At 59.1% G+C, this 15429-nt stretch carries 12 protein-coding genes and 1 riboswitch; of the genes, 6 read left to right on the forward strand and 6 right to left on the reverse strand.

Annotated elements, in window-relative coordinates; translation table 11 throughout:
* Positions 1-215 precede the first annotated feature (215 nt).
* Positions 216-1211 carry a GTP 3',8-cyclase MoaA gene (moaA, locus tag G5168_RS16840; RefSeq protein ID WP_421230720.1) on the reverse strand — a complete coding sequence of 332 codons (996 nt, stop codon included), beginning with the start codon at positions 1209-1211 and terminating at the stop codon, positions 216-218.
* Positions 1199-1339, reverse strand: a riboswitch (molybdenum cofactor riboswitch). It overlaps the preceding gene by 13 nt.
* A gap of 78 nt (positions 1340-1417) precedes the next feature.
* Between moaA and narQ the strand changes: the two genes are divergently transcribed.
* The 3 genes from narQ to G5168_RS16855 all read left to right on the forward strand — a co-directional run bounded on the left by narQ (position 1418) and on the right by G5168_RS16855 (position 4447).
* Positions 1418-3130: a nitrate/nitrite two-component system sensor histidine kinase NarQ gene (gene narQ / locus G5168_RS16845; protein WP_201937096.1), complete on the forward strand. Its 1713-nt coding sequence runs from the start codon at positions 1418-1420 to the stop codon at positions 3128-3130.
* Positions 3130-3768 (forward strand): two-component system response regulator NarL, encoded by a 639-nt coding sequence (gene narL / locus G5168_RS16850; protein WP_204420481.1) that lies wholly within the window; start codon positions 3130-3132, stop codon positions 3766-3768. Before narQ ends, narL begins: the two co-directional genes overlap by 1 nt.
* Before the next feature lie 103 nt (positions 3769-3871).
* Positions 3872-4447: an LON peptidase substrate-binding domain-containing protein gene (locus G5168_RS16855; RefSeq protein WP_005334473.1), complete on the forward strand. Its 576-nt coding sequence runs from the start codon at positions 3872-3874 to the stop codon at positions 4445-4447.
* Between the two features lie 249 nt (positions 4448-4696).
* Here G5168_RS16855 and G5168_RS16860 read toward each other — a convergent pair whose 3' ends face one another.
* On the reverse strand, positions 4697-6793 hold the full coding sequence (locus tag G5168_RS16860) for an ATP-binding protein (RefSeq protein WP_201937093.1): 2097 nt from the start codon (positions 6791-6793) through the stop codon (positions 4697-4699).
* Between the two features lie 17 nt (positions 6794-6810).
* On the reverse strand, positions 6811-7995 hold the full coding sequence (locus tag G5168_RS16865) for an FIST signal transduction protein (protein WP_421172030.1): 1185 nt from the start codon (positions 7993-7995) through the stop codon (positions 6811-6813).
* A 113-nt stretch (positions 7996-8108) separates the two neighbouring features.
* Between G5168_RS16865 and G5168_RS16870 the strand changes: the two genes are divergently transcribed.
* Positions 8109-9023, forward strand: a complete 915-nt coding sequence (locus tag G5168_RS16870) for a gluconeogenesis factor YvcK family protein (protein WP_216951738.1) — start codon at positions 8109-8111, stop codon at positions 9021-9023.
* A gap of 39 nt (positions 9024-9062) precedes the next feature.
* Here the strand turns inward: G5168_RS16870 and G5168_RS16875 are convergent, their stop codons facing one another.
* From G5168_RS16875 to lpcA, 3 genes are all read right to left on the reverse strand, one after another.
* A complete protein-coding gene (locus tag G5168_RS16875) occupies positions 9063-9398 on the reverse strand; it encodes an Hpt domain-containing protein (RefSeq protein WP_005353511.1) in 336 nt (111 codons plus the stop codon).
* A gap of 291 nt (positions 9399-9689) precedes the next feature.
* Positions 9690-10499, reverse strand: a complete 810-nt coding sequence (locus G5168_RS16880; protein ID WP_421252483.1) for a class II glutamine amidotransferase — start codon at positions 10497-10499, stop codon at positions 9690-9692.
* A gap of 158 nt (positions 10500-10657) precedes the next feature.
* Complete coding sequence (gene lpcA, locus G5168_RS16885) at positions 10658-11236, reverse strand: D-sedoheptulose 7-phosphate isomerase (RefSeq protein ID WP_005334485.1); 579 nt, start codon at positions 11234-11236, stop codon at positions 10658-10660.
* Between the two features lie 254 nt (positions 11237-11490).
* Here lpcA and fadE point away from each other — a divergent pair, with 254 nt between their 5' ends.
* Both fadE and G5168_RS16895 read left to right on the forward strand, forming a co-directional pair.
* Positions 11491-13947: an acyl-CoA dehydrogenase FadE gene (gene fadE / locus G5168_RS16890; protein WP_421252484.1), complete on the forward strand. Its 2457-nt coding sequence runs from the start codon at positions 11491-11493 to the stop codon at positions 13945-13947.
* Between the two features lie 179 nt (positions 13948-14126).
* The gene (locus G5168_RS16895; protein ID WP_227340993.1) at positions 14127-15401 is read left to right on the forward strand and encodes an amidohydrolase; all 1275 of its coding nucleotides are present in this window, start codon (positions 14127-14129) and stop codon (positions 15399-15401) included.
* Positions 15402-15429 lie beyond the last annotated feature (28 nt).

Raw genomic sequence — 15429 nt, forward strand, 5'->3', positions numbered from 1 at the left:
AGGGGACAGTGCGAGTCCATGATTGGCATTCTTGATACCAATTATAAGAGTGGGTGTATATTGCGGCCCTGACAAGGTAAGGGATATACCACCAGGGAGATAAACAGGGGGGATTCTTGCGCCAGATCAAAGCGTTGCAGCGCAATAAAAAAGGAGGTATCGGTTAAAATACCTCCATGTGAGGATTGCTATTTAATCGTTGGCGATTTTTGCGGTTATCCGCCGATCGAGGCGAGATGAGGGGTGATTCCGGCATTGCCCTCATGGAGACGATGGGTGGCACTCTTGCCCGCCAGTGCCGCGCGAATGCGCTGTTGCAGCTCATCAGATTGCCCATCTGCGCCGAGCAGATCCCGCAAGTCGATGCCGTTGTCGCCAAACAGGCACAGATGCAGCTTCCCCAGCGAGGAGACCCGCAGCCGGTTGCAACCGGCACAGAAATCCTTGCTGTAGGGCATGATAAGCCCCACTCCACCCTGCGATTCCGGATGCATGAATACCTGCGCCGGACCGTCATCCGTGCCCCGCAACTGCTGCACCCAACCGCTCTCCAGCAAGCGCTGTTTGATCTGCTCCCCGCTGACATGGTGGTCACGAAACAGGGTATCCATCTCGCCGGTCTGCATCAGCTCGATAAAGCGCAGCTCGATGGGCTTGTGCCTGATCCAGCCCAGAAAGGCATCAAGCTGGCAGTCGTTGAGCCCCTTGAGCAGCACAGCATTGATCTTCACCGATTTGAAACCGGCGGCCAGTGCTGCTTCGATCCCCTCCATCACCTCGGCCAGCTTGTTCTCACCGGTGATCTGATGAAACTGGCGCGGGTCGAGACTGTCGACACTGACATTCAGCGCGTTGAGTCCGGCATCAAACCACTCCTGGGCCCGCTCCTTCAGGCGATAGCCGTTGGTGGTCATAGCGACCTTCTCGATACCCGGGGTGGTGGCAATCACCTTGACGATCTCGGTGAAATCGCGGCGCAGGGAGGGCTCGCCCCCCGTGATGCGCACCTTGCGGGTGCCCATGGCGGCAAAACCGCTGACCACGCGGCGGATCTCGTCAATCGAGAGAAAGGGTTGACGCCCCGCTTTGTGACCTTCCGGGGGGCGATAGCCGTCAGGCAGGCAATAGGTGCAACGGAAATTGCACACATCGGTCACTGACAGACGCAAATAGTAAAAACGACGGGAAAAACCATCTTCAAGTGGCAACATAAACACCTTTCCAAATACGGGAGGCCAGGGCATTTCTTTCCTGACCCTTACAGCTCGAACGTCGGCTGACGGCTGGTTTCCCCCTATCGCTAGGACTTAGGCAAAACCGCTCGGAGTTCATCTAGTTTTTCGATGCTAACACAAGTTGGAGTACACTCCCACGCATCTTGCGGGGTCCTTATCACTATTCAGAGGTGCGCATCAGTATGGGAAAACGGTTCAGGGTCCATTCGGTCAGCAGTGCCATCGGGCGCGCCATGGTGTTGATCCTCTTCATGGCCAGCCTGATCGCGCTGGTCGCCATGGTCACCCTCTTCTACTCGGTACCCGATGCCAAGGCGATCAACCTCTCCGGTTCGCTGCGGATGCAGGCCTACCGGATGGCCTACGAAATCGAGCGGGGCGACAGCGTGCTGGGGCGCCTCTCCCAGTTTGAAGAGACCCTGCACGCCGAAGAGCTGCAGGAGACCCAGCGCTGGATCACTCCTGCCTCCCTGCGTCGCACCTATGGCGAGGTGCTCGGCCAGTGGCAGGTGATGCGCCAGCACATCGAGGATCGTACCCCCAGACGGTACACCGATAACACCGAGCAGTTTGTGGCGGCCATCGACAATTTCGTCAATCAGATGCAGTACCACGTGGAATTCAAGGTGCGGATGCTGGCGCTTGCGGAGGGGCTCGGCCTGCTGGCCATCATCACCATCGCCTGGTTCACGGTGCGCTTCACCCGTCAGCAGGTGGTCGCCCCCCTCAACCAGCTGGTCTACTGTGCCCGCCAGATCCAGCGGCAGGATTTCGATCTTAAGCTGCCCGCCCACGGCGAAAACGAGCTGGGGGAGCTGTCGCGCGCCTTCGTCACCATGGCCGACGAGCTGGGCAAGCTCTATCGGGAGCTGGAAAACAAGGTGGAAGAGAAAACCGCCAAGCTGCAACAGGCCAACGACACCCTCTCGTTTCTCTACTCGACCGCCCAGAAGCTGCATGCTGCCCCGCTCAGTACCCGTACCCTCATCAAACTGCTGGACCGCGCTGCCGCCCACCAGCATATCGACCATATCCGGCTGACCCGCTTCGAGCACAACGCCATGCCGGTCTACATCTCTGGGCGCACCGGCTGGCCCGGCGATCTCGATGCGGTCGCCAGCTTTTATCTGCAGATGGATGAGCAGGAGTTCGGCCGCCTCGACATCATCAGCCAACACCCCATCGATGAGCGGTTGATTAAAAACTTCACCATGCTGCTGGCTCAGGTGCTGCACAAAGACCAGACCCTGCTGCAACAGCAGCGACTGCTGCTGATGGAGGAGCGGGCGGTGATCGCCCGCGAGCTGCACGACTCGCTGGCGCAAGCCCTCTCCTATCTCAAGATCCAGTCCACCCTGCTCAAGCGCTCTTACGCCAAGGGGCAGCATGACAAGGCGCAGGAGGCGATGCAGCAGATCGACGAGGGGCTTAGCAATGCCTATACCCAGTTGCGCGAACTGCTCGGTACCTTCCGTCTCACCATTGGCGATGCCAATCTGGGGGAAGCGATCCGCGTCATGCTTGATCAACTGCAGCCTCAGACCCAGGCCGAAATCCGGTTCCATTACGGACTGGCCGACAACGACTTGGAGGCGGGCCAGCATATCCACATTTTGCAGTTGATCCGTGAGGCAGTGCTCAATGCCATCAAACATGCCAACGCGCAAGTGATTGATGTTAGCTGTGAGACCCTCGCCAGTGGTAACATTGAGGTTCAGATTTCAGATGACGGTGTCGGGATCGGACTCGCCAGCTCGGCGATCAACCATTACGGGTTGAGCATCATGAACGAGCGCGCCAGCAAACTGCACGGTCTGCTGACCATCAACGAGCAGCAACCACAAGGCACCTGCGTGCATCTGACCTTTCCCACCAGTCTAACGAGAGACGCCTGATGGACGAGATGAAATACACAGTTCTGGTCGTAGATGACCATCCCCTCATGCGCAAAGGGATTGTGCAGCTGCTGGCTCTGGAAGAGAACATGGAGGTGACCGGTGAAGCCTCCAACGGCACAGATGCCGTGGCGCTGGCCAAAGAGTCCGAGCCGGATCTGATCCTGCTCGACCTCAACATGAAGGGGCTCTCCGGCCTCGATACCCTCAAGGCGCTGCGGGCCGAAGAGATCACCTCCCGGGTGGTGATCCTCACCGTCTCCGATGCCCGTCAGGATGTGGTGGCTTTGCTTAAGGCCGGTGCCGATGGCTATCTGCTCAAGGATACCGAACCTGATCTGCTGCTGACCCAGCTGGCCGACGTGATGACGGGTAAACAGATCCTGAGCGAGCCGCTGCGCCCCTATCTCGAAAACATCTACGAGCTGGATCACCTGCAGCAGAAGCTGGAAAGCTTAACGCGTCGCGAAATGCAAATCCTGCGCGAAATTGCAAAAGGCCTCTCCAACAAACAGGTCGCCTCGGTACTCCATATCTCCGAGGGAACGGTCAAGGTTCACGTGAAGAGCCTGCTGAAGAAACTCGAGGCACAAAGCCGCGTGGAAGCGGCTGTCATGTATCTGGAGCAGCGCAACTAAGCGCCCTCAACCTCCCGAAAAGCCACCCTCCGGTGGCTTTTTTCATTCTCTGGCACAGTCGCTGCATTGTCATATTCAGCAACTACTCAATGGAGGATGGAACATGAAACTACAACCTTTGGCACTGTTCCCCTTGCCTTCCCACATACTGCCGGGCGGCAAGCTTCCTCTGCGTCTGTTCGAGCCACGCCACCTGCAGATGCTCAAGGAGTCATTCATCAACGATCAGGGCTTTGGCATCGTGATGGAAGAGTCGACCACCTCGGGACAATCCGGCCGCATTCTGCCGGTGGGCACCAGGGTCAAGGTGACCGACTTCTACACCCTCAATGATGGCCTGCTGGGTGTGACGGTGCTGGGACTGGAGCGCTTCTGCATCCACGAGATGGAAACAGACGAGATGGGCCTGCGCCGGGCCAAGGTGGAGATGCTGCCCAACTGGCCGAGCACCCACTCAGATTTCAACGACAAGCTGCTGGTCAATCGCCTGCGGGAAGTGTTCGAGCAGTATCCGGAGCTTGATGAGCTCTATCCGGACAAGCGCTTTGAAGATGCCGCCTGGCTCTGCCAGCGCTGGCTCGAGATATTGCCGATGCCGATTTATGAAAAGCAGATGCTGATTGCCAAACAAAACAGCGAAGCGGCCCGTAAATTTCTGCATCGCCTGATTTCACAATGACAAAAACAGCGTTGCAAAATGCAATTATTCCAACAATGAAAATGTGAAATTCGCATTTTGCGAGTAAGTAGGAACGCAAAACGCCATAACAAGAGAGAGCCGCTGCGCTAAACGGCCAAAATTGAACACAAAAGAGTCCTGAAAAAGTTGGCACAGATTTTTCATATAGATTGATACAACCCGATTTATCCCGTGCTCTCTTCAGTATTTGCTGAAGAACTGGTCAACCCACAAAGTTGACCATTTTTTTTATCCGCGCGTCGGCAACCGCTGACCAAAGTGACGCTGCAAACACTCTCTCAACCGTGACAAGGTGATAGGCTTGGCGAGAAAGTCATCCATCCCCTGCGCCAGACAGCACGCCTTGTCCTCCGCCATCGCATTGGCCGTCAGGGCGACGATAGGCATGGTGCATCCCAACTCACGCAAGCGTCGGGTCGCTTCCAGTCCGTCCATCAGGGGCATCCGCATATCCATCAGGATCAGATCCGGGAGCTGCTCATCCACCTGCGCCAGCGCTTCCAGACCATTGGCAGCCAGCCGAACCTTGCCCACCAGTTTTTGCAGCATCAGCGACACCACCAGCTGATTCACCGGGCTGTCCTCCACCACCAGCACATCCAGTGGCAACAGTGCCGAAGCCCCCTCCTCCCGCTGCGGCTGGCTATGGCAGGGTAGCGCCATGCCGGGCAGTTCGAACCAGAAACAGCTTCCCTTGCCCGGCTCGCTCTTCAGGTGGATCTCTCCCCCCATAAGCGTCACCAGACGCTTGCTGATGGCAAGACCGAGGCCGGTACCGGAAAAACGCCGGGTGGCCGAGTTGTCGACCTGGGAGAAGGGTTCAAACAGCAGCGCCTGATCCGCATCAGCGATCCCGATCCCGGTGTCGGAGACCGAGATCAACAGCTTCTCATCCTGCCAACCCAGATGGAGAGTGACCTCTCCCTGTTCGGTAAATTTGAGGGCGTTGTCCAGCAGATTGCCCATCACCTGGGTAAGACGCACCGGATCTCCCTGCAGCTCGGCAGGGACAGCTTCATCTACCCGATAGCTCAGTGTTATGCCCTTGCCGTCGGCACGGTTCTGCAACGGTTCGATCACGGATTGACACAACTGGATCGGTTGCAAGGTCTCGCAATGGAACACCAGGGTCTGGGACTCGATTTTAGAGAAATCGAGCACATCGTCGATGATGGTCTGCAGCAATCTGGCAGAGTGGGTGGCATGACGTAGCAACTGCTTCTGCTCGGGTGCCAGCTCGGCGTGTAGCACCAGGTCGAGCATCCCCAGCACCGCATTCATGGGGGAGCGGATCTCGTGGGTCATCATGGCAAGAAACTGGGATTTGGCACGGTTGGCCGCCTCCGCATCGTCCCGTGCCCGCGCCAGCTCCTCTTCACGATGGATCTGGTGGCTGATATCGCGTGCGGTACCGCGATATCCCGTAAAAGCCCCCCCATGATCAAAACAGGGTTCGGCACTCACCTCCATCCAGCGGGGGCCGTCGAGCATCGCAACCTGCATGCGTACAGCCCGAACCGGTTTACGCTGCTCCAATAGGTCGAGATATGCCTGTGACTCGGTACTCTGCTTGTTGCAGACATAGTCATAGAGGGTCGGCCGGGTTGCCAGCGGGGTCATCTCGTCAAGGTAACCGGGCTCGGAAGCATAGCTGAGCCGGTGTTCGGCATCGGTCTCCCAGAACCAGTCGGAGGCCATGGCGGCAAAACTGCGAAAACGGCGTTCACTGGCCTGCAGGGCCTGAGTTTTTAAATCGACCTGCTCCTGCAAGCGGGCCCGATAGGCAATGTTGACCAGCGCTTGTGAAATCAACGGACGGCAGCGCTGCATAGCCGCCTTGCTGGTCAGATCGAAGGAGCCGGCCAGTGAGTGCCGACAGAGGATAACGGCGGTAAAGCCGGGGGCCTGCAGCCCGGTCAGCATCAGGCTGGCCCAGCCCGGCTCGCTCGCCAGCGGTGCCAGCTCAGGCAACTGGAACGGGTCATAGATCACCAACGTCTCTCCGGCAATGGCACGAGCAAAGGCCGGGGTCATCAACCAGCTGCGACCGCACTGTTCCGGCTCGGTACTGAGGTGGGTGATGCCCTGTTCCCCACTCCAGGCCACCACATCCGCATGTTCAAATCCAATAAAGGGCTTGAGCACTTGAATGAGGCTCTCCAGCACCTGCTCCAGCGTTTTGGCATCAGCCAGTGTGGCCACCCCTTTCAGCAGGGTATGGGATTCATGACGATACTTGGCCTCGCGCTCGCGACAGCGCATGAGATCGACCAGGGTCGCCTGCAGTTTGTCGCCAAGGGCTTCCAATTCACTGTTGCCAATCATCTTGTATCCTGCTCTGCTCAAGCGGTCAGAAAGATCACACTCGATACCATCAGGTTGCCGTGGGCCAGCTCGCCATTGGGCAGCCGCCCCTGCTCGCCGAAGGTAAAGGGGGTGATAAAAGGGATCTTGCCGAGGCGAGCCTGGCTCTGTTCGACAAATTGGCACAACATATCACCTAGCGCCAAACGACAACCAGCACAAAAGATGATGAGAGCGCCGATAGGCTGCAATTCCACATCGACCCCATACCCTGGCTCGACGCGCATGGCATTGAGGCTGCGCTGCAACAACCCTTCCTGACTGCTGTACATCAACAGCAGACGCTCCCCTTGCACCACATCGGTAAAGAGCCGCAGCCCGCCCTGTTCGGTCACAGCTTCAGGATGGGAAAGTTTGTAGTAAGGAATACCATCCAGCGCTCCCACCTGACGGGCCAGCGGGGTGAGCGTGGTCTCCCGCAAAATCGCCCCCACCGGCCAGGGCTGCTCGCGACCGCACCAGCGGGCATAGACCTCGGCAGCAGGCTGGTGATCGATGGTGAGTACCTCCCGCCCGTTGCAGGCGGTGATCTCACCACTGAATTCGGCAGGCACATAACCGGAGTGAAACTGAAAAGCCAGCTGGCAATCGGGATAGAGCACCGCCAGACCGATGCCATCCTGAGCCACCGCCTCATCCCAGCAGAGCTGCCAGTCACCGCTGACGCTGCTATCAGCCGCGGATCCACCGACCACCGGCACCGAGGCACCGAGTTCTGCCTCGATTCCGGCCAGCAGCCCCTCCTCCTTGCCGGGACTGGCATGAAACAGGATCAGCTGGGGCAGCTCGCCCGGTCGACCACAGTCGCTCATGGCTCGGCGCAGCAACTGCCGCACATCCACCCCGTCACCGCTGGCACCGGCTACCCCGAATGCCCCTTTCTCATCGTACAGAGCAGCAACCGCCAGCCCATATCCGTCTCGGGCGTGGTGTCCCATATCGGTCATGACACCACCGCAAGAGCTGCACCCAAGCAGGCGGGTCGTCGGGAACTGGCATTTGAGCGCGTCGCGCAGTATCGCCCCCTCATGGGCTTGGGTAAAATAGAGCAACAGCAGGGAGGGGGCCTGATCGGCATGGTGGCGCAGCTGCGCGCAGATATCTTGGGCCGCCAGCGATGAATTCTGGGCGAGGGAGTGAACGGTCAGAAATTTCAACACCATCTCCTTGTTTTATCGAATGGCAGCCTCAAGCAAAAATCATACCTTTATCAAACAATTATCTCGCTTCGCTTGCTAACATAGCGGTCAACTGAGACCAATGACAGGACGCCCATATGTGGCAAAAAAACATCAATGACTTCGATCGGGTCGTTGCCATCGGTGGTGGCCATGGCATGGGACGAGTGCTTTCGTCCCTCTCGTTTCTCGGTCAACGGCTCACCGGCATCGTCACCACCACAGATGATGGCGGCTCGACCGGACGCCTGCGCAAGAGTCAGGAGTGCATCGCCTGGGGCGATCTGCGCAACTGCCTGAACCAGCTGGTCACCGATCCCAGCATCGGCAGCCTGTTGTTCGAATACCGCTTTGCCGGCAAAGGTGAGCTGGCGGGCCACAACCTTGGCAACCTGATGCTGCTGGCGCTCGATAATCTCTGTGTCCGTCCTCTTGATGCTATCAAGCTGATCAGTGACATGCTCAAAATAGAGTCACAATTGCTACCCATGTCTGAATTTCCCACCGATCTCTGCGCCCATATGGAGTGTGGCACCCAGATCCTGGGAGAGGTATCCATCGATCAACTGGCAACACCACCCCTCTCCCTCGGCCTGATGCCGGAGGTGCAAGCGACCCGCGAAGCGGTGCTGGCATTGCAGCAGGCGGACATGATCATTCTGGGGCCGGGCAGTTTCCTCACCTCCATCATGCCGCCATTGCTGCTGGCCGAGATCGCCCAGGCCATCAACGAGAGCAGCGCCATGCTGGTTTTCGTCTGTAATCTGGTGGCGGAAAACGGCCCTGCCAGCCAGCTGGATCTGATGAGTCAGTGTCGCTGGCTGGAATCCCGGGTCGGTCAGGGTCGGCTGGATGCCATCCTGGCCCCACAGGGCTCGAGTGATGCGGGGGGCTGGCAAGGGCGTGTGATCGAAGCCGAGCTGGGCGAGCTTGAGCTGCCCCATCGGCACGATCGATTGAAGCTTAAACTGGCGCTGGACCGGATCATCCAGCAACTGCTCAACCAGCGTTAGGCAACGGTCACTGCGCCCCGGCACCCCTGCATGGCGCCGTTACTGATAATCGGCAAGAAACGCGAGCACTTGGGGCAAGGAGGCCTCCAACAGTTGCAACTGGCGCTCTGCCTCTGCCACATCGGCCTGCTTGCTGGCCATCTCAAGTGCCATCACCTGCTGATAACTCGGCATGGCGCCATAGCTGCCACAGGATGATTTCATGCTGTGCGCCACCCGAGCCAGCGCCTCCCACTCTCCCTGTTCATAGAGGGGTCTGAGCTGACTCAGCTGCTCGCCCACCTCTTCAATAAAGACTGCGATGACCACGGGCAGCATATCCGGACCGATATCCTCTGCCAGCTGCTGCAACACCTTGCGATCCACCCACTCCATGCGAGGCTCCTCCAGAACGGTATTCAAACAGACCATACTATAGATAGTTTTCGATGTCGTGGCTCACGACCAGGCAGTGATGAAGCACCCGATTGGATGGCTCAGGGAATAAAGTGGCAAAAAATGTGATCAGTATCGAAATAGCGATGCTCAAACGCCCGTCAAGACAACAACTTGATTGCCACAAATTAACAATTGATCAACACTCAATGCCGTCAGAGTGATGATGCTCAGCAACACCTCTCATCCCTTTTGCCTTTTATGGCTGCTGCGAAGAACCAGGGTAGGTATCTACCCTGGTATTTTTTTATCTTGCCCAAGCGCAACCCGATTGGTCGCCACCCGCTCCCCAAGCCGGAACAGATTGAATTCGCCGGGGGCCATCTTGATCCAGTTCTCATTGCCGGTCAGCGGCCGCGTCGTGACCAGCGTCACCACATCGTTGGGTGTGGTCTCGCTCTGGAAATCGATCACCACCTCCTCATCCAGCAAACTCGCCTCGCCAAATGGCGCGCAGCGAGTCAGCCAGTGCAGGTTGTTGCTGCAGTAGCTCATCACATACTCCCCGTCCGAGAGCAGCATGTTGAACACCCCGAATGCTCTGAGCTCATCACACAAGGTGGCCATATAGCGAAACATGGCGAGAAAGTTTGCAGGACGCTTGGGGTACTTCTGCTCCAACCGGTCGAGCAGCCAGCAGAAGGCGTGCTCGCTGTCGGTATCCCCTACCGGACGGTGGCGACCGGTTGGCAGCTTCTTGTAACCGGTCAGCTGACCGTTGTGAGCGAAGGTCCAGTAACGGCCCCACAGCTCACGGGTAAAGGGGTGGGTATTTTCCAGCGACACGCAGCCACGGTTGGCCTGCCGAATGTGGCTGACCACGGCGCAGCTCTTGATGGGCAGCGCCTGTACCAGTCTGGCGATGGGAGATTGGGCACTGGGCTCGGGATCCTTGAAGGTGCGAAAGCCCTTCCCCTCGTAGAAGGTGATCCCCCAGCCATCCTTGTGGGGCCCTGTCTTGCCGCCGCGCAGCATCAACCCGGTAAAGCTGAAGCAGATATCGGTCGGCACATTGGCACTCATGCCGAGCAGTTCGCACATATCCGGCAGACTCCTTTCATGATTTGGCTTGTGTCATGTTCGACCAGCACACTGGTTCGACAGACAGCAGGGGAAGGCGCAATTCCTTCCCCTGTGGCAGCAACCGGTCGATGACAAACCATTAACCTGTGATGCCCTTGTCCGGTAGCGTGGCCTGATTACTTGGCCATCTCTTTTTCGACCAGCTGGATCAGGATGTGGATCACCTTGATGTGCACTTCCTGAATACGGTCGGCATAGCCAAAGTGCGGAACCCGGATCTCGACATCCGCCAGGCCTGCCATCTTGCCGCCATCCTTGCCGGTCAGGGCGATCACTTTCATCCCTTTGGCGCGGGCAGCCTCGATGGCTTTCAGGATATTGCCGGAGTTGCCGCTGGTGGAGATACCAAGCAGCACGTCGCCACGGCGGCCGACCGCTTCTACGTAACGGGAGAAGACATAGTCATAGCCAAAGTCGTTGGAGACGCAGGAGAGGTGGCTCGGATCGGAGATGGCGATACCGGCGTAACCCGGGCGGTTCTCGCGATAGCGACCGGTCAGCTCTTCGGCAAAGTGCATGGCGTCACAGTGGGAACCACCGTTGCCACAAGAGAGCACCTTGCCCTCTTCTTTGAAAGAGTCAGCCAGCAGTTTGGCGGCCGCTTCGATGTTTTTCAGGTTCTGCTCATCAGCCAGGAAGGCCTGCAGCACGCTGGCAGCTTCGGTCAGTTCATTGCGGATCAATTCTTGGTACATGATGTCTCTTCCACTGTTTTTAGTGTGCGTGTAGATCGCGGCTATTCTCGCACAAGCGAATCGCACAGTCGCCCCCCTGCGAGCCACAGCGCTGGCGGCGCGTGAGCGTTATGGGGATCACAGAGAGAAGGTAATGAAGATGTAAACAGCTTGATAACTTTGTGCGTATGAATTACAACAGGGGCCATATCCAACAGGTCAGACCTCTGGATCAGTTACGCCACGTTGGCAATCTTTCACGCAAGGAGCAAGCAATGACGACGACCCTCACTCTGCTCGGGGTGATCTTGGTTATCGGAGCCCTGGCCTATCGCCGGGCATCCCTGTTCATCTCCACCCTGGTCACCGGCGCCGCCCTGGCGCTTGGCGCCATCTATGGTCATGTGCCCTTGCTGGTATGGGCGCTGTTCGCGGTGATCGCCATCCCGCTCAATCTGGTGGAGTTTCGCCGCAATCAAATAACCAAGCCGCTGTTCAAGATCTACAAATCGATCATGCCGGAGATGTCCCGCACCGAAAAAGAGGCGATTGAAGCGGGCACCACCTGGTGGGAAGCCGATCTGTTCGCGGGCAACCCGGACTGGAAAAAGCTGCACGCCATTCCGGTCAGCGCCCTCTCTGCCGAAGAGCAGGCCTTTATGGATGGCCCAGTCGAGGAAGTGTGCCGCATGGTGAGCGACTGGGAAGTGACCCACGAGCGCGCGGATCTCTCCCCCGAGGTGTGGCAATACCTGAAGGACAACAAGTTCTTCGCCATGATCATCAAGAAGAAATATGGCGGTCTGGAGTTCTCGGCCTACGCCCAGTCCTGCGTCCTGCAAAAGCTGTGCGGCGCAAGCGCCGTGCTCGCCTCCACCGTTGGCGTACCCAACTCGCTGGGCCCGGGCGAACTGCTGCAACACTATGGCACCGACGAGCAGAAGGATTACTACCTGCCCCGCCTGGCGGTAGGTAAAGAGATCCCCTGCTTCGCCCTGACCAGCCCGGAAGCGGGTTCTGATGCCGGTTCCATCCCCGACTTCGGTGTCGTCTGCAAGGGCGAGTGGGAAGGAAAAGAGGTGCTCGGTATGCGCCTCACCTGGAACAAGCGCTACATCACGCTCGCCCCCATTGCTACCGTGCTGGGTCTGGCCTTCAAACTGCGTGACCCCGAGCACCTGCTGGGCGAAGAGGAAGAGCTCGGCATCACCTGCGCGCTGATCCCGACTCACATCAAGGGTGTCGGCATTGGCCGTCGCCACTTTCCGCTCAACGTGCCGTTCCAGAACGGCCCGACCCAGGGTAAGGATGTATTCGTCCCGCTCGATTTCATCATCGGCGGCCCGGCCATGGCCGGTCAGGGCTGGCGCATGCTGGTCGAGTGTCTGTCGGTCGGTCGCGGCATCACCTTGCCCTCCAACAGCACCGGCGGCGTCAAGATGCTGGCCCTGGCAAGCGGTGCCTACAGCCGCATCCGTCGCCAGTTCAAGCTGCCCATCGGCAAGATGGAAGGGATTGAAGAGCCGCTGGCCCGCATCGGCGGCAACGCCTACATCATGGGCGCCGCAGCCAACCTGACCGTGACCGGTATCGACCTTGGCGAGAAGCCCTCTGTCATCTCCGCCATCGTCAAATACCACCTCACCGACCGTGCCCAGAAGTGCATCATCGATGCCATGGACATCCACGGCGGCAAGGCCATCTGTATGGGCCCCAACAACTATCTGGCCCGTGGCTATCAGGGTGCCCCCATCGCCGTTACGGTGGAAGGGGCCAACATCCTAACCCGCAGCATGATCATCTATGGTCAGGGCGCTATCCGCTGCCACCCGTATGTACTGCCGGAGATGCTGGCTGCCAGCCATCCCGACAAGGAGCAGGCGCTGAAAGATTTCGACAAGGCGGTGTTCAGCCACGTCGGCTTTGCCATCAGCAACCTGGTACGCAGCTTCTGGCTCGGTATCACCGGCGCCCGCTTTGCCGCGGCACCTTATGGCGACCAGACCAAGGGCTACTACCAGCAGCTCACCCGCCTTTCGGCCAACCTGGCGTTCCTGTCAGACATGGCGATGGGCACCCTGGGTGGCGAGCTCAAGCGCAAGGAGCGGGTCTCCGCCCGCCTTGGCGACGTATTGAGCCAGCTTTATCTGGCCTCCAGCGCCCTCAAGCGCTATCAGGACGAGGGACGCCAGCAGGCTGACCTGCCGCTGCTGCACTGGGCACTGCAAGATGCCATGTTCAAGGCGCAAGAGGCGATCGACGAGCTGCTGCGCAACTTCCCGAACCGCTGGATTGGGCTTGCCCTGCGCGCCGTGGTATTGCCGCTGGGTCGTGACCTGAACCGTCCGTGCGACAAGCTGGACCAACAGGTTGCCCGTCTGCTGCAAACCCCGAGCGAGACCCGCAGCCGCCTGGCCAAGGGGCAATACCTGACTCGCGAAGAGGGCAACCCCTTCGGTCTGCTGGAGCAGGCGCTCGATGACGTACTGGCCGCCGAGCCGCTGTTCGAGAAAGTCTGCAAGAGCGATGGCATCAAGCGCCCCTTCATGGCACTGGACAAGGTGGCCGACATGGGTCTGGCCGCTGGCGTACTGACCCAGAGCGAAGCCGAGCTGCTGCGCCGCGCCGAAGTAAGTCGCCTGCGCACCATCAACGTCGATGATTTTGACCCCATCGATCTGGTGGCCAACAAGAAGCTGTTTGAAGCCTCCGCTTACCATCACGCGGCCTGATAACCAGCTATCGACAACGCCTCCCTTGTGGAGGCGTTTTTTATGGGCGCTCACCACTATTCACGGCCCGAACAGTCACCACTCGCACGCACAGCTCCCCCGACCAGCTGCTGGCCCCGTGTGGTCAGCCGGGAAAAAAGGCACAATAGCCGATAAATCGAATCACCAAGGAAGCCAAGATGACCCTTGAGCACCTGATCCTGTGGCGCCGCGACCTGCACCGCCTGCCGGAAGCCGCCTGGAAAGAGTTTCGCACCACCAGCCTGATTGCCCACCACCTGAGCGAGCTCGGTTATCGCATTGTGCTTGGCGACAAACTGCTGGCCAGCAATCTGATGATGGGCCGTGATGTGGATGTGGCGGCCGAGAAGGCCCGTGCCCGCCGTCAGGGAGCCCATCCCGACTGGCTGGAGCGGATCGGCGATGTCACTGGCCTGATGGGAGAGCTGGATACCGGCCGTCCCGGTCCGACCCTGGCCTTTCGCTTCGATATCGACGCGGTGGAGGTGGAAGAGTCCGATGCTGAACAACACCAACCGCAGCAGGAGGGTTTTGCCTCCCACAACAAGGGGTGGATGCACGCCTGCGCTCACGATGGCCACACCGCCATCGGCATGGGGCTGGCCAGCCAGTTGATGGCGATGAAAGAGCAGCTGTGTGGTCGCATCAAGCTCTTCTTCCAGCCGGCCGAAGAGGGGTGCCGCGGTGGCAAGGCGCTGGCTGCCGGTGGCGCACTCGATGACGTGGATGCCCTGCTTTCGCTCCATATCGGCATTCACGCTGGTAGCGGCGAGCTGGTGATCAACCCCACCGAGTTTCTCTGCTCCACCAAGTTCGACGTCCACTTTATGGGCACCGCCGCCCATGCAGGGCTCGAACCCAATGCCGGCAGCAATGCGCTGGCCGCCGCCTGCATGGCCACCACCGCCATGCTCGGCATTCCCCGCCACCGCGACGGCATGACCCGCATCAACGTCGGCCAGCTTCACGCTGGCAGCGGCCGCAACGTCATCCCCGATCATGCCGAGCTGCGCGGTGAAACCCGCGGCGCCGATAGCACGCTCAACGACTACATGTTCAGTCAGGTACAGCGCATCGTCGAAGGGACTGCCCTCGCCCACGGAGTCACCTATCGCATCATCAAGCAGGGTGAGGCCATTGCCCTCGACAACAGCCCGGCACTGCAGGCCGAGCTGGCGGCGCTGGCCCGCAAGCAGGGGCTCGCCACTATCCAGACTCGCCGCTTTGGTGCCAGCGAAGATGCCGGTTTTCTGATGGAGCGGGTGCAAAAGCAGGGAGGCGAAGCGGCTTACCTCATCCTGGGGGCCGATCTGGCGGCGCCGCACCATCACAACGAATTCGATTTCGATGAGCGGGTGATGCAAAGCGGGGTAGAGCTACTGGTCGCCTGGGCCCGTGCCCGACTGGGTTTGGTAGAAGCAGCCCTCTCTTGATATCCCCTCGGCCAGCTCACCGGTTAAC

It is taken from the genome of Aeromonas sp. 600724 (genome assembly GCF_049175135.1).
Classification (GTDB): Bacteria; Pseudomonadota; Gammaproteobacteria; order Enterobacterales; family Aeromonadaceae; genus Aeromonas; species Aeromonas veronii_A.